The organism is Mycetocola sp. JXN-3 (assembly GCF_014522285.1).
Lineage (GTDB): Bacteria > Actinomycetota > Actinomycetes > Actinomycetales > Microbacteriaceae > Mycetocola > Mycetocola saprophilus.
Map to the genome: position 1 here is coordinate 956,292 of NZ_CP041635.1, position 19,651 is coordinate 975,942.

The 19,651-nt window shown below is 64.3% G+C and carries 19 protein-coding genes; 12 read left to right on the forward strand and 7 right to left on the reverse strand.

Annotated elements, in window-relative coordinates; genetic code table 11:
- Window positions 1–107 precede the first annotated feature (107 nt).
- The 4 genes from mca (at window position 108) to C7C57_RS04420 (ending at window position 4,988) form a co-directional block, all read left to right on the forward strand.
- Window positions 108–974, forward strand: coding sequence for a mycothiol conjugate amidase Mca (gene mca, locus C7C57_RS04405; protein ID WP_030149628.1), 867 nt, complete (start codon window positions 108–110; stop codon window positions 972–974).
- The gene (locus C7C57_RS04410) at window positions 971–1,294 is read left to right on the forward strand and encodes a hypothetical protein (protein WP_187977733.1); all 324 of its coding nucleotides are present in this window, start codon (window positions 971–973) and stop codon (window positions 1,292–1,294) included. The genes mca and C7C57_RS04410 overlap by 4 nt, the downstream gene beginning before the upstream one ends.
- Before the next feature lie 217 nt (window positions 1,295–1,511).
- Complete coding sequence (locus tag C7C57_RS04415; protein ID WP_187977734.1) at window positions 1,512–3,530, forward strand: alpha/beta hydrolase; 2,019 nt, start codon at window positions 1,512–1,514, stop codon at window positions 3,528–3,530.
- A gap of 975 nt (window positions 3,531–4,505) precedes the next feature.
- On the forward strand, window positions 4,506–4,988 hold the full coding sequence (locus C7C57_RS04420) for a hypothetical protein (protein WP_187977735.1): 483 nt from the start codon (window positions 4,506–4,508) through the stop codon (window positions 4,986–4,988).
- Between the two features lie 77 nt (window positions 4,989–5,065).
- Here C7C57_RS04420 and C7C57_RS04425 read toward each other — a convergent pair whose 3' ends face one another.
- A complete protein-coding gene (locus C7C57_RS04425) occupies window positions 5,066–5,725 on the reverse strand; it encodes a fasciclin domain-containing protein (protein ID WP_187977736.1) in 660 nt (219 codons plus the stop codon).
- A 225-nt stretch (window positions 5,726–5,950) separates the two neighbouring features.
- Between C7C57_RS04425 and C7C57_RS04430 the strand changes: the two genes are divergently transcribed.
- The 4 genes from C7C57_RS04430 (at window position 5,951) to C7C57_RS04445 (ending at window position 10,748) form a co-directional block, all read left to right on the forward strand.
- The gene (locus tag C7C57_RS04430) at window positions 5,951–7,675 is read left to right on the forward strand and encodes a cytochrome c biogenesis protein DipZ (protein ID WP_187977737.1); all 1,725 of its coding nucleotides are present in this window, start codon (window positions 5,951–5,953) and stop codon (window positions 7,673–7,675) included.
- Between the two features lie 169 nt (window positions 7,676–7,844).
- A complete protein-coding gene (gene sigK, locus C7C57_RS04435; protein ID WP_081863893.1) occupies window positions 7,845–8,480 on the forward strand; it encodes an ECF RNA polymerase sigma factor SigK in 636 nt (211 codons plus the stop codon).
- Window positions 8,477–9,412: an anti-sigma factor domain-containing protein gene (locus tag C7C57_RS04440; protein ID WP_187977738.1), complete on the forward strand. Its 936-nt coding sequence runs from the start codon at window positions 8,477–8,479 to the stop codon at window positions 9,410–9,412. Before sigK ends, C7C57_RS04440 begins: the two co-directional genes overlap by 4 nt.
- A 91-nt stretch (window positions 9,413–9,503) precedes the next feature.
- Window positions 9,504–10,748, forward strand: a complete 1,245-nt coding sequence (locus C7C57_RS04445; protein WP_255505770.1) for an MFS transporter — start codon at window positions 9,504–9,506, stop codon at window positions 10,746–10,748.
- Here the strand turns inward: C7C57_RS04445 and C7C57_RS04450 are convergent.
- Window positions 10,735–11,493, reverse strand: a complete 759-nt coding sequence (locus tag C7C57_RS04450) for a hemolysin III family protein (protein WP_187977739.1) — start codon at window positions 11,491–11,493, stop codon at window positions 10,735–10,737. The genes C7C57_RS04445 and C7C57_RS04450 overlap by 14 nt on opposite strands.
- A gap of 59 nt (window positions 11,494–11,552) precedes the next feature.
- Between C7C57_RS04450 and C7C57_RS04455 the strand changes: the two genes are divergently transcribed.
- From C7C57_RS04455 to C7C57_RS04465, 3 genes are all read left to right on the forward strand, one after another.
- Window positions 11,553–12,341: an isoprenyl transferase gene (locus C7C57_RS04455; protein WP_030148449.1), complete on the forward strand. Its 789-nt coding sequence runs from the start codon at window positions 11,553–11,555 to the stop codon at window positions 12,339–12,341.
- A 91-nt stretch (window positions 12,342–12,432) separates the two neighbouring features.
- The gene (locus C7C57_RS04460; RefSeq protein ID WP_187977740.1) at window positions 12,433–13,104 is read left to right on the forward strand and encodes an SIMPL domain-containing protein; all 672 of its coding nucleotides are present in this window, start codon (window positions 12,433–12,435) and stop codon (window positions 13,102–13,104) included.
- A 98-nt stretch (window positions 13,105–13,202) separates the two neighbouring features.
- Window positions 13,203–14,090: a hypothetical protein gene (locus tag C7C57_RS04465; protein WP_187977741.1), complete on the forward strand. Its 888-nt coding sequence runs from the start codon at window positions 13,203–13,205 to the stop codon at window positions 14,088–14,090.
- Between the two features lie 92 nt (window positions 14,091–14,182).
- Here the strand turns inward: C7C57_RS04465 and C7C57_RS04470 are convergent, their stop codons facing one another.
- From C7C57_RS04470 to xseA, 5 genes are all read right to left on the reverse strand, one after another.
- Window positions 14,183–15,586 (reverse strand): aspartate ammonia-lyase, encoded by a 1,404-nt coding sequence (locus tag C7C57_RS04470; protein ID WP_187977742.1) that lies wholly within the window; start codon window positions 15,584–15,586, stop codon window positions 14,183–14,185.
- Between the two features lie 29 nt (window positions 15,587–15,615).
- A complete protein-coding gene (locus C7C57_RS04475; RefSeq protein ID WP_187977743.1) occupies window positions 15,616–16,287 on the reverse strand; it encodes a carbonic anhydrase in 672 nt (223 codons plus the stop codon).
- Window positions 16,287–16,940: a DUF4245 domain-containing protein gene (locus tag C7C57_RS04480; RefSeq protein WP_187977744.1), complete on the reverse strand. Its 654-nt coding sequence runs from the start codon at window positions 16,938–16,940 to the stop codon at window positions 16,287–16,289. The genes C7C57_RS04475 and C7C57_RS04480 overlap by 1 nt, the downstream gene beginning before the upstream one ends.
- A gap of 2 nt (window positions 16,941–16,942) precedes the next feature.
- Window positions 16,943–17,203 carry an exodeoxyribonuclease VII small subunit gene (locus C7C57_RS04485; RefSeq protein ID WP_187977745.1) on the reverse strand — a complete coding sequence of 87 codons (261 nt, stop codon included), beginning with the start codon at window positions 17,201–17,203 and terminating at the stop codon, window positions 16,943–16,945.
- A gap of 107 nt (window positions 17,204–17,310) precedes the next feature.
- Window positions 17,311–18,537 carry an exodeoxyribonuclease VII large subunit gene (gene xseA / locus C7C57_RS04490; RefSeq protein WP_187977746.1) on the reverse strand — a complete coding sequence of 409 codons (1,227 nt, stop codon included), beginning with the start codon at window positions 18,535–18,537 and terminating at the stop codon, window positions 17,311–17,313.
- Window positions 18,538–18,614: 77 nt separating this feature from the next.
- On the opposite strand from xseA, the gene C7C57_RS04495 reads away from it, so the two are divergent.
- Window positions 18,615–19,649: a 4-hydroxy-3-methylbut-2-enyl diphosphate reductase gene (locus tag C7C57_RS04495; protein ID WP_030148457.1), complete on the forward strand. Its 1,035-nt coding sequence runs from the start codon at window positions 18,615–18,617 to the stop codon at window positions 19,647–19,649.
- Window positions 19,650–19,651 lie beyond the last annotated feature (2 nt).

Consider the following 19,651-nt stretch of genomic DNA (forward strand, 5'->3'; position numbering starts at 1 on the left):
ACCCGTTCAAAGCATTAGTACACTTGATTCTAGGCTAGTCGCTTCCGGACCCGTGTGTGATCCACCGACCGACGAACCGGCCATTTCAGCGGAGGAGAGAACAACCCGTGGCACCACGACTTCTGGCGGTACACGCCCACCCCGACGACGAGTCCAGCAAGGGATCGGCTACCCTCGCCTCCTACCGCCATCGCGGGTACGAGGTCATGGTGGTCTCCTGCACCGGGGGCGAGCGCGGGGACATCCAGAACCCCTATATCGAGCGTAAGGCGCTGGGGGAGCGCGACCTCCCGGGTCTGCGGCGCCTGGAGATGGCCGAGGCCGCCTCGATCCTGGACATCCAGCACCGCTGGCTGGGTTACTACGACTCGGGGATGCCGAGCGAGGACGGCACGGTGCCTCCGGGCAGCTTCGCGTCGATTCCGCTGGAGATCTCGGCCGAGCCGCTGGTGCGGATTATCCGCGAGTATCGTCCGCACGTGATCACCACCTATGACGAAAACGGTGGATATCCGCACCCGGATCACATCCGCACCAACCAGATCGCCGAGTACGCCTTCGAGGCCGCCGCCGACCCCACCCGCTATCCCGAAGCGGGCCCGGCCTGGCAGATCTCCAAGCTCTACTACGATCAGATCTTCAACCCCGCCCGGGTGCGCGCCAACCTGGCCGAGCTGCGCGCGGGATCCCCGGATCCCGACGAGCTTGCGGCCCTGGAGGAGCGGATGGCCTGGATCAGCGACCGTCCGGATCGCGCCACGACCCACGTCGAGGTGGGCGATTTCTTCGAGCGCCGCGACGCCGCCCTGCGCGCCCACGCCTGCCAGGTACCGCCGGACTCGGGCTTTTTCTTCTGGGATAATGATTTACAGCGTCGCGCGTGGCCGTACGAGGACTTCGAGCTTGCTCGCAGCGTCGTCCCCACCACCATCCCCGAAAGCGACCTGTTCGCCGGAATTGAGGACCTCTCATGAGCCTGACATCGATCATCGTGCACCTGGCGACCACCCCCTCGCCGGTTCCCAGCCCCACGACCCCCGACGAGAACCTGGTGACCCCGGGTGTGGGCGGATTCCTGGTGGTGATCGGGATCATCCTGGTCGCGTTCCTGCTGATCTTCGACATGGTCCGTCGGGTCCGTCGGGTCAACTACCGCGCCGAGATCGTCGAGCGTCTGGAGGCCGAGAAGGCCGAGCTGGACGCCGCCGAGGAGGCCAAGCGTGCCGGCGCGATTCGCAGCATCCCGGATGCCGTCTCCCTGGATGAGGAATCCGGTAAGTCTCACAACTCCTAGGTACGGCTCTCACTTCGAGGCTTCCCCTACTACAACAATCTTGCGCTGGGGCTCTGCCTCGTATGTCCACCATGTCCATTTAGTTGACGTGGGGATTACAACCGGTACCGAGAGGCTGAGGATTGCTGTCGAGGCCCCTGGTAAAGCGTGTGAGGCAGTGCGTACATCGTATGGCTCGTCCATCTAGCGAAGGCAGTAATCAGCTCCTGCTCCATGCATGGTCGGTACCGCTTTCACCATCGGGTTAGGATGTTGCTTGTGCCTCAAACGGGGCGGGCTGGGGGGCCTGGTGGGGAAGATAGTTTTTGATCACGGTGTTGCGCGAGACCTAATCGAGAAGGCGGAAAGCCTTGATGCGCTGCTGCGCAGGGAAACGGTGTTGCGTACCGCCGCTCGTGATGTTGCGGTTACCGATTTTTCAGGCCCGCAGTTTGTGTTGTTTAAATACGGATCGGTAACGGAGCTTACTGATCGGTTGGATCTTGCTCGTAAGCTTGATTTGGTGGCTGGCCAAGTGAAGGTGGCTGCTGCTTCTGCTCGGTTGGAAAAAGAGCGGCTTGATGAAATCGCTGCCTGGGAGAAGCGCTCTGATGACCGGAGAGCTCAGAACCAGGGTGATCCGTGGGGCGGGTTGAAATCGGGGGTGGAGAGCATGTTTGATCCGGTGCCCTCCCGGCCTGGATTACCGGTGCCGAGAGTTGAGGCCAGATTTTCCCCACAGACACGCTCGCGTGCGGCCAGCGCGCTTGTACTCGGGGATACGGCGTCTGCCGATCCGGAGAATTTGCGGGTGTTTGTGCAGTATTCTCGGGCCGCGGGTGGCCGGATGGAATCCGCTTTTGATGAGTTTTCTCGGGTGTGGGCTCGGTTTCGCGCCGGGTGTTCCTGGGTTCGGATCGAGGGAGATTCCCTGGTTTCCGGGATGCGAGATTTTGCCCAGGAGAATCGGTCTGACCAGATTTGGTTGGGCAATATTGCTACGGCGTTTGAAAATGCCGGTGCCGGGGTGATGCTGAGCGCGGGGGCGTTGAACCTGGTGGCGGTGTCAGCTTCTGGGGTGATGAGTGATCAGGAACTTTTGGCGTCTGCGGGGGTGCTTACTCCGGCGGAGTTGTTGGCGATTTTTGCCGCGAAGCCGTCGCTGCGGGAGCAGTTTCTGCGGATTGATCCGGTGGTGGTGCATGCGTGGTGGGTCGGGTTGAATCCCGGTGAGGGTTCCACTGAAAGGTTTTCTGCGCGGCAGGAGGGGTTGTTGCGGGGGGTGCCGGACGTGTTTGGCAATTTGGAGGGGGTGCCGTATGGGGCGCGTGCGGTGGCGAATGAGGTGGCGTTGACGGCGGCGATCGCGGCGTTGGAGGCGCGGATTGCTGATCCGGGCGTATCGAGTGGTGATCGAAAGGAGGCTTCGTCGCAGTTGGCCGCGATGAGGGACATTCGCAAATCATTGCAGGCGCAAGGGTCGCCGCGGTTTCTAATTTCGTTTGTTCAGGATGTGCCGCCGTTGGCGGCGGTGTCGATCGGGAATTTGGATTCGGCGTCTTCGGTGACGTTTACGGTTCCTGGGATGGATACGACCACGGCGGGGATGTCGACGTGGACGAGAAACGCGCAGAACTTGAGTGATTTGTTGCCGAGTGGGAGTGCGGTGGTGGCGTGGATTGGGTATCACACGCCGTCTTCGGCGCAGGGTGATGTGTTGAATTTGGATCGAGCGTTGCCGGGGGCGCAGAGTTTGGCGGGGGCGTTTTCGGGGTTGTCTGCGGTTCGTGGGGGAAAGTCTGGGTTTGGGTTGAATGTGGTGGGGCATTCGTATGGGACGACCACTGCGGCGGTGGCGTTGATGCAGCCGGGGGTTCGTGTGGATAATTTTGTGACGTTGGGGTCTGCGGGGTTCCCGGATAGTGTGGAGACGTCTGCGGGGCTGAATGCGGATCGTGTGTATTCGGGGAATGCGCGAGGTGTGTTTCCCGGGAATGGTCCGGGGGATCAGTGGGCGTGGATTGGGCGTGATGCGAGTGTGAATCATCATGTGAATCCGATGGATGAGGGTTTTGGGTCGCGCACCTTTGGTGTGGATACGGGTGGGGATGCGGGGCGTGCGGTGACCGATCACAGTGCTCAGAAGGGAGACACGGGTCCCGAGGCTGGTTATCTGGATAGGGATACTGAGTCTTTGAAGAATGTGGCATGGGCGATTAGGGGTGACTCAGCGAAAATCACTCCGTATGTTGGATAGGTTCCGGCATCTGAATCGGGTCCGTCGACGCTTGGATCTGGCTGGATGTCAATTAGAGGGGTTGAGGGCGATGAAAACTCTTTTTTCTGGAGCGGGCCGAGCGTTGTGTTCGGTGATGCTCGCGGCGGTGTTGGCGTGTGGTGTTGCGGGGTGTGGCCCGCAGGGCCCGGGTGGTTCCGGTGTGACGGGTACTCCGAAGCAAAACAGAGATTCGACGGAAGGTGGAAAAATGACTCCGCGGGAGCAACGAGACGTTTTGGTGAAGTTTGCTTGGGATACTACTGAGCGGCTTTCACTGTCTGGCTGGCATCCTCGCAATGTTGCGTGGGCTCAGGAGTGTGGGGAGGGTGGTGCTGCGTACGCGTATGATCTGTGGGTTCCTGCGGGGTCGGATGTGATTGGTGATGCGCGTAAGGTTCAGGCGTATTGGGAGTCATTGGGGATGAGTGTGCGGATGGTGAATGGGACGACGACTCCGACGTTGTTTGCTGAGGGTGGTCCGGTGTTACGGGCAAGTTTTGATACTGACGATGTGGGTGGGAGTTACCACGTGGGTGGGATTGCTCCGTGTCGGCCGGGTGATGCGTATGAGTTGAATGAGCAGGATAACGCCGATCGCGTTGCTGGGAAGATCCTTCCGGGTGACGAGGGGGTAGAGGTACTTCCGCCTGGTTCTATCCCGAGTCCTACCGAATCAACGACTCCGTAGTTTGCAGCTGCGCTATTTCTAGAGATTGGGAAATTGTTTATGTGGTTCCTTCATTTCTGGCGCGCGATTTCTCTGAGTAAGTTTCTGCAATCTGAACATTGTTAACGGGGATTTCGATGGATGGCTTTTCGTTGTGGTTGGGCCGTCGTGGAGTCCCGGCGGTTATTACTGTGGCGTTAGTTTTTAGCTTGGTGGCCTGTAGCGCCGGTGGTCTCGGTCCCGCAAGGAGCTCGCAGCAGAGTGTGAGTCTTTCGGAGGGTGAGTCGATGTCTCCTCGTGATGAACGCGATGTGATGGTGAAGTTCATTGTTGATACAACTGAGCAGCTCACGGTGGCCGGCTGGCATCCTAGGTCGGTGGCGGTAGCCGAAGGATGTGGTAAGGACGACGCCTCGTATGGTTACGATCAGTGGGCTCCTGCGGGTGTGGATCCGATTGGTGATGCGCGGAAGGTTCAGGCGTATTGGGAGTCGTTGGGGATGAGTGTGCGGATGGTGAATGAGAGCACGAGTCCGACGTTGTTTGCTGAGGGTGGTCCGGTGTTGCGTGCGGATTTTGATACGCATGCGGTTGAGGGTAATTATCGGGTGGGGGCGATTACTAAGTGTCGTCCGGGGGATTGGTACGAGTTGAACGAGCAGGATAATGCTGATCGTGCTGCGGGCAAGCTGGTTCCGGGGGACGAGGGCTTGATTATCGATCCGGGGAAAATTCCGTTTCCGAGTCCGTCCGTGTCTCCGGCACCGTAGGTGCATCACCCCACACTTGCGTTAAAACCACAAAAGCCCGGTGATTTTCATCACCGGGCTGTTGTGGCTGTGTGGGATTACTGCGGGGGCAGCAAGACCGAGTCCACCAGGTACACGGTGGCGTTGGCGGTCTTGACGCCACCGCAGATGACCGAGGCGTCGCCGACCTTGAGGTCGTTACCCGAACCGGTCACGGTCAGGTCCTGACCCTCAACGGTCTTGTGGGTGCCGGCGATCTGGTCCGGGAGGATCTGGCCGGGAACCACGTGGTAGGTGAGGATCTTGGTCAGCAGATCGGAGTTGGTCTTCAGGGTGTCGATGGTTGCCGGGTCGATCTTGGCAAACGCGTCATCCACCGGGGCGAAGACGGTGAACTCGGAACCGTTCAGGGTGTCCACCAGGTTCACGTTGGGGTTCAGCTTGCCCGAGACGGCGGCCACGAGGGTCTTCAGCAGCGGGTTGTTCGAGGCGGCGACGGCCACCGGGTCCTGAGCCATACCCACGATCGAACCGGCACCGTCCGGAACGGCCTTGGCGTAGGCGGCGCAGCCGGGGCCAACGAGGTTCTTGGTCAGCGCGGCATCGGGGCTGGGGGTTGCGGAGGGCTTCTCACTCGACGCCGAGTTGGAAGCGCTCGGGCTCGCCGAGGGCGAGGAGGCTGCGGAACAGCCGGTGAGCGCGAACAGGGACAGGGCTGCGAGAGTGGTCGCGGTGAAAAGCGCGTTACGGGTCTTCATGATCGTCTCCTGACGGTTGATGTGGTGCGAGGGGCTCCCGGTGCTGTCAGCGGCGGGAGATGTCAGGGGTTCGGAGCCCCACCAGATTCGGATGGGAAAAAAGTCAAAAAACTTTTTGACGCCCGGATTCTCGCGGAAAACTCGGACATCCAATCCGTTTGATGGTTGGTGCCGAACCACTGCCAGACGCTGCCCCATCCCCGGGGCACAGAAGGGGTAGGTGACATGCTCACATTGGCTTTGATCGGGGTGGTGGGAGGTCTCATCACCGGGATCTCCCCGTGCATCCTGCCGGTACTGCCGGTCATCTTTTTCTCCGGCGGCGCGCAGAGCGCCCGGAACCCCGACGGAACCGAGGGCGAAGCGGCCCCGGTTAAGGAAGCCTCACGCTGGCGTCCCTACCAGGTGGTGGCCGGACTGGTCCTGAGCTTCAGCATCTTTACCCTGCTGGGCTCGCTGATCCTGAATCTCCTCGGCCTCCCGCAGGACGTGCTGCGCTGGGCCGCCCTGATCGTCCTGATCCTGATTGGACTGGGCCTCATTTTCGAACCGCTGCAGCACCTGCTGGAGCGTCCCTTCGCCCGCTTCCCGCAGCGAGCGATCAGCCCCAAACGCCGCGGATTCGGACTGGGCCTCGCGCTCGGTGCCGTCTATGTGCCGTGTGCCGGGCCGATCCTCGCCGCCATCACCGTGGCGGGATCGACCGGGAAAATCGGCTGGGAAACGGTCGTTTTGACCGTATCCTTTGCGGTCGGTACCTCGATCCCGCTGCTCTTCTTCGCGCTGGCCGGACGCCGCGTGGCCGAGCGGGTCAAGGCGTTCCGCACCCGGCAGAAGGGCATCCGGATCACCGGCGGCGTGCTGATGATCGCGCTGGCCATCGGCCTGGTCTTTAACGTGCCCCAGGCTCTGCAGCGCCTGATCCCCGACTACACAGCGGGCCTTCAGGACGGATTCAACAACTCCGAGCAGGTCAAGTCCCTGGACCTCGGCGGCCTGGTGACCGACGAAAACAAGGACCTGTCCAAGTGCTCAAACGGTTCCGATGTTCTCCAGAGCTGTGGCCCGGCCCCGGCACTGCGCGGGATCGACCAGTGGTTCAACACCGCCGACGATAAGCCGATTGCGCTGAGCGATCTGCGCGGCAAGGTGGTGCTGGTGGACTTCTGGGCCTACTCCTGCATCAACTGCCTGCGTTCGGTCCCGCACGTGAGTGCCTGGGCCAAGGCGTATCAGGATGCCGGCCTCACGGTGATCGGCGTGCACTCCCCGGAGTATGCGTTCGAGAAGGTGCCGGAGAATGTGGCGGCGGCGATCAAGGAGCAGGGGATCACCTACCCGGTGGCCCTGGACAACCAGCTCTCCACCTGGACCGCGTACCGCAACCGCTACTGGCCGGCCCACTACCTGATCGACGCATCGGGTACCGTACGCCAGATTCAGTTTGGTGAGGGCGGCTATGCGACCACCGAAAAGCTGATCCGCGAGCTGCTGACTCAGACCACCCCCGACGTGAAGCTTCCGGCGATGACCGAGACGGCCGACGATACCCCCCAGGCCGGCTCGACCACCCCGGAGACCTACCTGAGCCCCACCAAGATGGTGAACTTCGGCGGAACCGAACCGTACTCGATCGGGACCTCGACCTTCGCCTTCCCCGAGAATCTCGCCAAGGATACGTTTGCGCTGGATGGGTCCTGGACCCTCACCAGTCAGGGCATCTCGAGTGCCGAGGGATCGATCAAGCTGGCCTATACGGCGCAGCAGATCCGGATGGTGCTGGGCGGATCGGGCACGGTCACGGTGACCGATAAGAACGGGACAAAAACCATTCAGGTATCCGGGCCTCCGGGATCCTACGAGATCTTCTCCTCGAAGAAATCCGATACCGGAGAGCTCAAAGTCACGGTGGGAGCGGGAGTCGATGCGTACTCGTTTACGTTTGGATAGCCCGAGCTCCCCGCCCTTTCGGACACTCGGATCGGAGTCACATCCGAGCGATACCGTCCCCGCGCGGACCCCGCCCCCGGCGGCGGGGTCCAGTCCCAGTCGGGGAAATGTGACACCGATTCGATCGCGTGTCTCCCCGGATCGGCCAGATGTTTGGGAGACTAGCGACATGTCCCTCGAACATTCGGCCGCCGACCCCGCGTCGCTGCGTTCCTCCACAGACCGGGAATCACTCCCGGATTCCACAGATATTGCGGTCAGGGCGCGCGGCTTCCTGCTCCGGGTGCAGGGTGGAGATCGGGAAGCATTCGCCTCCCTCTACGATCTCTTCGTCTCCCGGGTGCTGGGCCTGGTGCGGCATGTGCTCGTGGATCACGCCCAGGCGGAGGAGGTGACGCAGGAGGTGTTCCTGGAGGTGTGGCAGCGCGCATCCACGTTCGATCCCGAACGGGGCAGCGTGAGCGGCTGGCTGATGACCCTGGCTCATCGCCGGGCGATCGATCGGGTTCGTGCCTCCCAGGCCGGACGTAACCGGGATGAACGCATCGGCATCCGCGACCTCCCGATTCCGGTGGACGAGGTGGCCGAGACCGTGGAAACCCGGGTCGAGCACACGCGGGTCGAACGGGCACTTGGACACCTGAGCCCTCCGCAGCGCGAGGCGGTACTGCTCGCCTACTACGAGGGCTTCACCCAGACGGAGATCGCCGAGCGGCTGAAGATCCCCCTGGGAACCGTGAAAACACGAATTCGCGATGGCATGATCAAATTACGACAGATTTTAGGCGAGGAGGTGACAGCATGACCACCACAAACATGACCCCCGATGAGCGCGAAAGCCTCGCGGCCGGCTTTGCGCTGGACGCGCTGGACGCCGAGGAAACTCGTGTCGCCCAGGAACTCCTGAATAGCGACCCGGCCTTTGCCGCCGAGGTGGCCTCATTCGATTCCGTGACCGACGGGCTGGCCGCACTGGTGGCCCCCGCGGTGCCGTCTGCCGCGCTGCGCGGAAGCATTCTGGATGCGATCCAGACGCTGCCGCAGGAGCGCGCGCAGGGTGTCGAGGCAACCGTTGGTTCGGCGGCACCGAGCGCAACCCCGACGGTGGCCTCGGCAGCCGCGGTGTCTTCGGTTGGCTCTTCGGCTGTTCCCTCGGCCGACACCGCGGTATCCGGGTCCGCATCATCCGTGCCGGCCGATTCGGTGGCACCCGCAGTTCCGCCGACCCGCTCCGTCGAGTCCACCCCGGTGACCCGGGCCCGCGGGTCCAGGCTGCGGGGGATTCGGCTGCTGACCGGCGTGCTGGCCGCGGTGCTGCTGGTTGTCGCCGGCGTGGGCCTCGGTCGCAGCGTGTTTGCCCCCACGGTCACCCCCGAGGCCAGCGATCACGCGCTCACCTCGCTGCTTGCCTCGGCCGATCTGCAGCGCTCCTCGACCCCGGTTACCGGTGGCGGTACCGCGACCGTGGTGTGGTCACCCGATCATGCCCGGGCAGCGATTGCCACCAGCGATCTGCCCGCCCTGGGTAAGGACCGAGTCCTGGAACTCTGGCTGATCGACGGATCGGGGGCCCGCGCCGCCGGGACCTTCACACCCGGAGACTCGGGAGTTACCTGGACCCTGCTGGATGGCACGCTCAACCCGGGAGACAGCGTCGGCATGACGGTGGAGCCCAAGGGGGGATCGAAAGCACCCACGACCGATCCGATTCTGGTGGTGGGCACCAGCACCAGCTAGCACCGGTTGACTCGCAATCGATGCCCCGGCCCACACGCATATCCGTCCGTGTGTGTCGGGGCGTCGTTGCAAACGGGTCTAGCGTAGGAGGGTGACTGTCGCCTCTCCGCCCCGCGCCCCTCGTACCGCTCGTCCCTGGCTCATGCTGGGGGTGGGGGTGTATGCCCAGGCTGCCGGGACGGTGGTTGCCGCGGCCCCCGCCTTTTTCATCCCGTTCCTGCACACTCAGCGCGGGTTGAGTCTGGCCGAGGCGGGCGCGCTCGCCGCGGCACCCAACGTTGGACTGGTCCTCACCCTGGTGCTCTGGGGTTGGATAGCCGACCGCCGCGGGGAGCGTGGAGTCTTAGTCGCCGGACTTCTCCTGACGACCCTCGCGGTGCTCGGTGCGCTGTTCGTCTCGGGCACCTCGACCGGATCACTCTGGATACTCGGGGTCCTCCTGGGCATCGCCGGAGCGGGCACGGGCTCGGTGAACGTCGCCAGCGGACGCGTCGTGGTCGGCTGGTTCCCGGCCAACCGTCGCGGACTCGCAATGGGCATCCGGCAAACCTGCCAGCCGCTGGGCATCGCCGCGGCGGCCCTGGCCATTCCCGCGCTGATCGCGGGCGGGTCACTCGCTCCCGCGCTCATCCTGTGTGCGGTGCTGGTGCTGGTCGCGGCAATCGCCTGTGCCATCGTCATCGTGGACCCGCCCCGTCATCCGCTAACGCCGGGTACCACTGCGGCGCGGACCAACCCGTATCGCCGTTCGGGCACCCTGGCTCGCATTCACGCGGTCTCGGCCCTGCTGGTGGTTCCCCAGACCGCCCTGAGCACGTTCGGTCTGGTGTGGCTGATCGTGGATCAGGGATGGAGCGCCCTGGCCGCCGGCGCGCTGGTCGCCGTCTCTCAGCTGCTTGGCGCGTTCGGCCGAATCGCCGTGGGTGTGCTCTCGGACCGGGTGGGCAGTCGGCTCCAGCCGTTGCGCTGGATCGCCCTGATCGGGGTGGCGACCCTTCTGCTCACCGCGGCGGCCGGTGCCGTGCACTGGCCCTGGGCGGTCGCGATCACCTATGTTCTCGCCAGCTGCATCGCCGTGGCCGACAACGGCCTGGCGTTCACCGCGGTTGCCGAAATCTCCGGTAGCCGCTGGGCCGGACGAGCGCTGGGCATCCAAAACTCCGGCCAGTTCGCGGCCACCGCCCTGGTGGGCCCGGCCGTGGGTGCGCTGATCACGCTGATCGGCTATAGCGGTGCGTTTGCGGTGCTGGCACTCGCGCCGATCATCGCGCTGCCCATCCTGCCCGGTCGGCAGGCCGAGACCGCGCATGAGCCGGTGGAGACTACGCCCCGCTAATCGGATGCAGGGCGAGGAGCAGGATTCCGGTCCAGTGGCAGAGGAAGGCCAGCACCGTGCACACGTGGAAGATCTCGTGGAAGCCGAAGTGTCCGGGGAACGGGTTGGGGCGCTTGAGCGCATACGCCACCGCACCCACCGAATACAGCAGGCCACCCACAACCACGAGCACCATGCTGGCGAGGTTTGCCTGGATGATGTCTCCCAGATACATCACCGCCGCCCAGCCCAACGCCAGGTAGAGGAATACGTAGAGCCAGCGCGGGGCACCGATCCAAAACACCCGGAAGGCGATCCCCAGCAGCGCGGCCGACCAGACCGAGATGAGCAGGATCATCCCCTGCGGATTGGGCAGCGCGAGCAGCGCGATGGGGGTGTAGGTGCCGGCGATCAGGAGGAAGATGTTGGCGTGGTCGATGCGCTTGAAGATCATCTTCGTGCGCGGCTTCCAGTTGATGCGGTGGTACAGTGCCGAGTTGCCAAACAGCAGCATCGAGGTCAGCATGAATACCGCCGACGCCCACTTCGCTACCGGTCCGTCGGCCAACACGATGAGCACGATGCCCGCGGCGATGGTCACCGGGAAGGTGCCCGCGTGAATCCATCCGCGCCAGGTGGGCTTGATCTCCTCGGGGACCGCATCGGCCGCCTCGATCAGCGGAAGACCGTGGCGCTCATCCTCGCCGGACGCGCCCCCGCTCTCCGAGGAGTTGGCGGACGCTGAAAGGTCACGATCTGCTGGCATACTCCCAGACTACGCCAGCCAATATACGTCTCAACGGAAATGTGGACTACCGTAGGTCTGTGACGAATAGCGAACCTCGACCCGGACGTGGCCTCCTCTACGCGCTCTACCAAAAGATGCTGCGTCGAAACCTGGCTCCCGAGACGCTTCCGCACCACGTGGCCATGATCATCGATGGAAATCGGCGCTGGGCGAAGCAGCTCGGGCTCGAGACCGTGGCGCACGGACACCGCGCGGGTGCCGCCAAGATGCAGGAGTTTCTCGAGTGGTGCGACGATCTGGGAATCCGTACCGTCACCCTGTATCTGCTCTCGGCGGATAACCTCACCCAGCGTTCCTCGGAGGAGCTGCGGGATCTGATCGTGATCATCGCCGACCTGGCCCGCGATCTCGCCGGCTATCGAGACTGGCGGGTTCAGCACGTCGGCGCCACGGCGGGGCTTCCCGAGTCCCTGCGCACGGCCCTGCACGACGCCGAGGAGGCGACCCGGGAACGCACCGGGCTGCACATTAACCTGGCGGTGGGATACGGGGGACGCTCCGAAATCGTCGAGGCGATGCGCACCATCGTGCGGGACTACGAGGGCAGCAACGGCGGAACCATCAGCGGTCTCGCCGATCTCCTCACCCCCGACCTGATCGGTGCCCACCTCTACACCGGCGGTCAGCCGGATCCCGACCTGGTCATTCGCACCTCGGGGGAGCAGCGGCTCAGCGACTTCATGCTGTGGCAGAGCGCCCACAGCGAGTTCTATTTTGTGGAGGCCCTGGGGCCGGATCTGCGCGAGGTCGACTTCCTTCGTGCCGTCCGAGACTTCTCCCGCCGCCAGCGCCGCTACGGCGGATAACGCTGAGGCGTGCCTGGTGTTCTTGCCGTCGGGCATAGTAGTCTCCGAGCAGCGGCATACCGCGTGTCGCGTGTGACCGGGAGGATACAGAATGTCGGGAATTAGCGTGGTTGTGGGCGGTTTCGCACAGCGGGAATACCCGCCCTCGCGCGCCGAGGTCAGCGCGTTTATCGAGGTTGAGGGGGCCGAGCGTGCGGACGTCGTGGCGCGTGCATCCCGGCTCCATGCCGAGCTCACCGTGGCCGCGCAGCAGCTGGCCGACAACGGGGCGACGACCCGGTGGCACGCACAATCGGTGGCGGTGGGAACCAGCCCATTCTGGGGCCCCGATGGACAGCGCGGTGCCGATATCCAAAAGGCCAGCGCGGGCCTGACCCTGCGCTTTCAAGATTTTTCCGCGCTGACGGACTGGGTCACCCGGCTTGCAGCCGAGCCCCTGGTGCGGGTGAGCGGGGTGGACTGGGACATCGCCGAGGCCGACCGTGCGGAGCGGATTGCCGATGTGCGCGCGGCCGCGGTCGCCGACGCAATCGCCCGGGCGGCCGTGTACGCGCGCGCAGCTGGCGCGGGCACCCCCGTTCTGGAGGCACTGTTCGAATCGGGACTGCACCCCTCGGGCACCGGGAACGATGGTGGATTCCGTCCCAAGGGTCGTTCCTTTGCGATGGCCTCTGCGGACATGGCGGGCGGTGACAGCGGGTTTGATCTGACTCCGCGGCCGTTTGTGGTGTCGGCGGAGATTACCGCGGACTTCCGAGCCTAGGACAGACGCCCTCCTCCACAACCCTCGTCTCTCTTCCGGTTTCCCACAGTTCTCATCCCACGAACCCCGACCGGTGGGCCCGAGCATAGCGTGGGGTCATGCTCACCACATCGACCCCACGCCTCGCCGACACGCTGTACCCGATCCCCTTTGTGCCACCGCACCCGGGCCCGTTTGACGCGCCCTTTCTCCCAACAATCGCCGAACCCATTGTCCCCGCGGTCCGGTTCGTCACCACCGGTGCCTTTCCGATTCCTGCCGCGCTGTGGCCCTGCCTGCTCTGGTTACTGCTGAGCACCCCCGGGCTCATCCGGCTCGATCTGCGCGAGCGCAGGCTACCCAACCGACTGGTTGTGCCGGCGGCACTCCTGCTGGCCGGGGGAGTGATCGTCGAGGTTATCGCCGTGGCTACCGGTAGCAACGGAGTCCTGTCCAACAGCGTCTGGCAGTTCGATGTTGGGTCGCTTGATGCAGGCCCTCTCGGTGCAGGCTCGCTCAATGCAGGGCCTGTCGATGTGGGCACCCGCGATATCGGGCCCGACGTTGTGGGGCCCTTGGACCCGGGCGCGGCCTCGGCGCGGGATGGCCCGATGGGTGTTTTTGCACGATTGATCCCCGCGGTAGTCCTTGCGATCATTGCGCTCTCATTGGCGGCCTTCGGGTTTTGGGGAGGAGGCGATGGCAAGCTTGCGGCGGTGTGTCTGGCCGCGCTCTCGCTGACCACCGATCCCGTGGGAGCATTGAGCCTGTTTGCGCTGTTGTGCGGCTTCACCATGATCGTCATCTCATGCCATCCCGCGCTGAAACGGATTCGAGCCAGGCAAGTCAGGCGAGGCGGGCGCGGTGCGTCGCCCCCGGTCTCTGCCAAGCACCCGGACACACCTTCCGGCGGGATTCTCACACACACGATTCCGCTTGGGCCGGTGTTACTGGGCGGGCTATGGGGAACCCTGCTGACCCTGGTTGTCACGGGGCTTCCGATGTAGGCCGGGGCGCGAGAGCCCAGCGCACAACAAAAGCCGCCCCGGGTGGGCACAGGGTGCCCGCCCGAGGCGGCGGTGGCTGCTGCTGCGAGTGGTTAGCCGGCGTGGGTCATCGAGAGCAGGTCGAGGGCGGCATCCAGCTGCTCCTCGGTGACCTCTCCACGCTCCACGAACCCGAGGGCCACGACGGCCTCACGGACGGTGATGCCCGCGGCGACCGCGTGCTTGGCGATCTTGGCGGCGGCCTCGTAACCGATGATCTTATTCAGCGGGGTCACGATCGACGGTGACATGCCCGCCAGGGCTGCGGCGCGCTCCACGTTGGCCTGGAGACCATCCACGGCCTTATCGGCCAGCACCGTCGAGGCGTTGGACAGCAGACGAATCGACTCCAGAAGGGCGGTACCCATGATCGGAATCTGAACGTTCAGCTCGAAGCTGCCGGACGCGCCGCTGATCGCGATCGAGGCGTCGTTACCGATGACGCGCGAGCACACCATCAGCACGGCCTCGGGGATCACCGGGTTGACCTTACCCGGCATGATCGAGGAGCCGGGCTGCAGGTCGGGAATGTGCAGCTCGCCCAGGCCGGTGTTCGGGCCCGAACCCATCCAGCGCAGGTCGTTGCAGATCTTGGTGAGGCTCACGGCGATGGTACGCAGCGCGCCCGACGCATCCACCAGGCCGTCGCGGTTGGCCTGGGCTTCGAAGTGATCCAGGGCCTCGGTGATCGGCAGGCCCGAGTCGGTGGCGAGGCGGCGGATAACCTCCTGCGGGAAGCCCAGCGGGGTGTTGATGCCGGTGCCGACCGCGGTGCCACCCAGGGGCACCTCGGCTACGCGCGGCAGCGCCGACTGAACCCGCTCGATACCCAGGCGAATCTGGCGGGCGTAGCCACCAAACTCCTGGCCCAGGGTGACCGGGGTGGCATCCATGAGGTGGGTGCGGCCGGGCTTGACCGCGTCCTTCCACAGCTCGGCCTTCTTCTCCAGCGAAACCGCCAGGTGCTCAAGGGCCGGCACCAGCTGCTCGATCAGGGCACCGGTCACGGCCACGTGCACCGAGGTCGGGAAGACATCGTTGGAGGACTGCGAGCAGTTCACGTGGTCGTTCGGGTGAACGGGGGCACCCAGCGAGCGGGTGGCCAGGGTTGCCAGCACCTCGTTCATGTTCATGTTCGAGGAGGTGCCCGAGCCGGTCTGGTACACATCGATCGGGAACTGGTCGGCGTGCTGACCGGCGATAATCTGGTCGGCGGCGTCCTCGATGGCCGCGGCGATCTTGCCATCAAGCACACCCAGCGACGCATTCGCGGATGCGGCAGCCTTCTTGATCCGGGCGAGGGCCACCACCTGGGCGGCTTCCAAACGCGAGCCCGAAATCGGGAAGTTCTCTACCGCGCGCTGAGTCTGCGCCCCATACAGGGCGGAGATCGGCACACGAACCTCACCCATGGTGTCGTGCTCGATGCGGTATTCGGCGGATGCGTTTTCAGACACGGTGTTCTGCTCTCCTCGAGGTGTGAACGCTACTCTGCGTTCGGGGTTTTGGTGCTTGTGGCACCCGTGGGATCCAGGTTACCCAATGTCACATCGGGAACCGCTGTGCCCTCCGTCAGACGGTAGTTGGCACCGACGACCGCGAGGGTTCCCTCGGCGACCGCACGATTAATCATCTCAGAACGAGTCAAGAGTTCGGCCACCGTGCTGCGCAGATGGCTCTTTCCCACCTCGGCCGGGTCCGCGTGAGAGATCTCGGTGCCCGATACTCCCGCGACCTTGACCACCGACGGCACAATCTGGCGGATCAGACCGGCAATGTTCGGCGGCAGCGTTTCGGCGTCGGGGGCACAGGAGGAAATCGCCGCCTGGACCGCACCACAGGCGTCGTGTCCGAGAACCACGATCAGCGGAACCTTCAGCACACCCACCGCATATTCCAGCGATCCCAGCACCGAATCGGAGATGACCTGTCCTGCGTTACGCACCACAAAAAGGTCGCCCAAGCCCTTATCAAAAATAATCTCGGCGGACAGGCGCGAGTCCGAGCAGCCAAACAGCGCGGCATCGGGAGTCTGCACGGTGGCCAGCTGGTGACGGCGCTCCACATCCTGGCGCGGGTGCAGCGGCTCACCGCTCACAAAGCGTTCGTTACCGGCGACCATTTCGGCCCAAGCCTGGCCCGGAGTCATGGTGGACATTAGCGGTTTGCCTCCTTCTCGATGTCCGGAGTCAGCGCGGTCGCGAGGGTGGTGAACTCCTCGTTCGAGGCGGACCCGAACAGAACAAAGTACGAGCTTCCGGCCTGGGTAGCCAGGCCGTAGTGCACGTTTCCAATCTTGTCATCCCGTGAATCACGGTTGTCGTATACGGTCCACTGGACCCCATCGATCGTGGTGGTGCCCGTGGGCACCGAGTTCTTCAGCATCAGCGAGGTCCAGGAATCGTTCGCCTTCAGGCCCTGGGCCATCCCGATGAACTTCTGATCGGGGGTCAGGAAACCAATCTCCCACGACTTCACCGAGGTCTTCGAGCGCACCTCGGCGTAGTTCGCGCTCCAGGTCTTGGGGAGCTTCGGGCTGGCCAGGTGGGCCTCCTGAGACTCCTGTACCTGCCCGGCCACCACGGTGTAATCCACCGAGCGATCGGTGGGCTTATCGCTGCGCGGCACGATGATGACCATGACCGCGACCAGCGCGACGGTGGCCAGCAGCGAGTAGACCAGGTTGTTCACGGTCTTGCGCATCCGATAGTTGCGCGACTGGGTGGCTTTGCGCTCGGCCGTCTCCTCGGGCGTTTCCGGGCGACCCAGCTCGGCAACTACCCGCGGCTCGGTGGACTTCTTTTTTGCCACGGTTAGAAGATCTCCTCGCCGGAAGCGGATACCTCGCCGGTGTGATCGGCGTTCGCGGTCGAGGCGGCACGGGCCGCATCCAGCCGGGCCTTGGCCCCGATCAGCCACTGCTCGCAGCGGGCGGCCAGCGCCTCACCGCGCTCCCACAGCTCAAGCGAGTGCTCGAGCGTTGCCAAACCCTGTTCGAGTTCAGACACCACCCGAACCAGCTCGTCACGGGCCTCTTCATAGCTCAGGGCGTCGATTTCGGGGTTGGAAGACATGCCGCCATCCTATCGCGTCCGCACCGACCTCTCGTTCCCCGGGTTGGGTGCGAAACGGGTAAACTCTCCCGCAATCATGCGGGTCCTCCCGCCGAGACACCGGCGGGCTAACGCTCGGTTTCTGTCGCGGTCGCGTGCAGCACACCCTCGGCGAGGGTGATCCGCAGATCGGTACCGGTCGGCGCCTGGGCGGTCTCACGCAGCGCGGATCCGTCCGGGGTCTGCACGATCGCGTATCCGCGGCGCAGGGTCTGCTGCGGGGACAGGGTGCGCAGTCTCGCGGTGAGCTCGGCCAGTCCCGACTCCGCGCGCTCGATTCGGCGATCGATCATCTCGGCACCACGCGCCACATAGCGGGTGACCTCCTCGCTGCGGGAGGTCACGATCCACGCCCCGTCGGCCAGCGCCGGGCGGGTTCGGATCTGCTCCAGCCGGGAAATCTCGGTATTGATTTGGTGTACCAGGCGACCGGTCAGACGCGAACGTGCCTCGGCGACCCCGGCGAGCTCCTCGCCCACATCGGGCACCACCCGCTTGGCCGCATCGGTCGGGGTGGAGGCCCGCAGGTCGGCCACATCATCCAGCAGCGGACGGTCGGCCTCGTGCCCGATCGCCGAGACGATCGGAGTTGTCGCGGCCGCGGCCGCCCGCACCACCCGCTCGTCGCTGAATCCCAGGAGATTCTGGAAGTCGCCACCACCGCGGGCGACGATGATCACGTCCACCTCGGGATCCGCGTCCAGTGCCTCGATCGCCGCAACAACCTCGCCGACGGTGCGATCGCCCTGAACCGCGGCGTGACGCACCCGGAACTGCACGGCCGGCCAACGCAGCTGGGCATTGCGCAGCACGTCCTTCTCGGCGTCGGAATCCTTGCCGGTGACCAGTCCGATCACGTTCGGAAGGAAGGGGAGACGCTTCTTGCGTTCGGGAGCGAACAAACCCTCGGCGGTGAGGCTCGCACGCAGGCGTTCCAGCCGTTCGAGCAGGTCACCCAGGCCCACGTGACGCATCTGCATCACCTGCATCGTCAGGCTGCCGCCCTTGACCCAGAAGTTGGCCTTGATCAGCGCAACCACCCGGTCGCCCTGCTTGAGGTTCTCGGGCAGCTTTGCTCGCACCGAGGACCAGATGGTGAAGGAGATGGTCGCGTCGGCGTTCAGATCCTTGAGCTTGCCATAGACGTTGCCGCCGGACTGTCCCCACTGGGTAATCTCGCCCTCGACCCACACCGTGCCGAGCCGGTCGATGTAGTCGCGAATCTTGTTCCCCAAGAGCGCAATCGGCCACGGATCCTCCGCAGTAGCGGGCTGTGCGGGCATAGAAACGGCCATCCGGCAATCCTCTCACTCGGAGTCCAGCGACTCGGCTTACAATTGGTGACGTGAGTAACACGACGATTAGCCTGCCGATGCCGAGGATCCCCGGTGCTTCAAGCCGACTCCAGGATAACCCGGTCGCCGGACCCAAACGTGTGCTGCTGGCCGCCCCGCGCGGCTACTGCGCCGGTGTTGACCGCGCCGTTATTGCGGTTGAGAAGGCGCTGAACCTCTACGGCGCGCCCGTCTACGTGCGTAAACAGATCGTGCACAACGTCCACGTGGTCTCCGAGCTTGAGGCTCAGGGTGCCATCTTCGTGGACGAGGTGGATGAGGTTCCCGAGGGTTCGCACATCGTGTTTTCCGCGCATGGCGTTTCCCCGGCCGTGGTGAATGCGGCCGCCGACCGTCAGCTGCAGGCCATCGATGCGACCTGCCCGCTGGTCACCAAGGTGCACCGCGAGGCCGTCCGGTTTGCCCGGGCGGATCAGGAAATCCTGCTGATCGGCCACGAGGGACACGAGGAGGTTGAGGGTACCGCCGGGCACGCCCCCGAGCGCACCACCATCGTGAACGGTCCCGAGGACGTGGACAAGATCACCGTCAAGGACCCCGACAACGTGGTGTGGCTCTCGCAGACCACCCTCAGCGTGGACGAGACCATGGAGACCGTGCGTCTGCTGCGCGAGCGCTTCCCGAACCTGAAGAACCCGCCCTCGGACGACATTTGCTATGCCACCCAGAACCGTCAGGTGGCGATCAAGAAGGTCGCCGTCGGTGCGGACCTGGTGATCGTGGTCGGTTCGGCCAACTCCTCCAACTCGGTTCGCCTGGTTGAGGTTGCCCTGGAATACGGCGCGAAGGCCGCCTACCGGGTCGACTACTCCAGCGAGATCAAGCAGGAGTGGCTCGATGGCGTGCAGACCGTGGGCGTGACCAGTGGTGCCTCGGTGCCCGAGGTTTTGGTGGATGAGGTCCTGCGGGATCTTGCCGGTGCCGGTTACGGTGACGTCCAGGAGGTCAAGACCGCCGAGGAAGACCTCATGTTCTCCCTGCCCAAGGAGCTCCGCAAGGACCTCGAGGGTAACCGTGATGAGCGCGCCCTGGGTGGCCGTCGCTCCTCCTAATT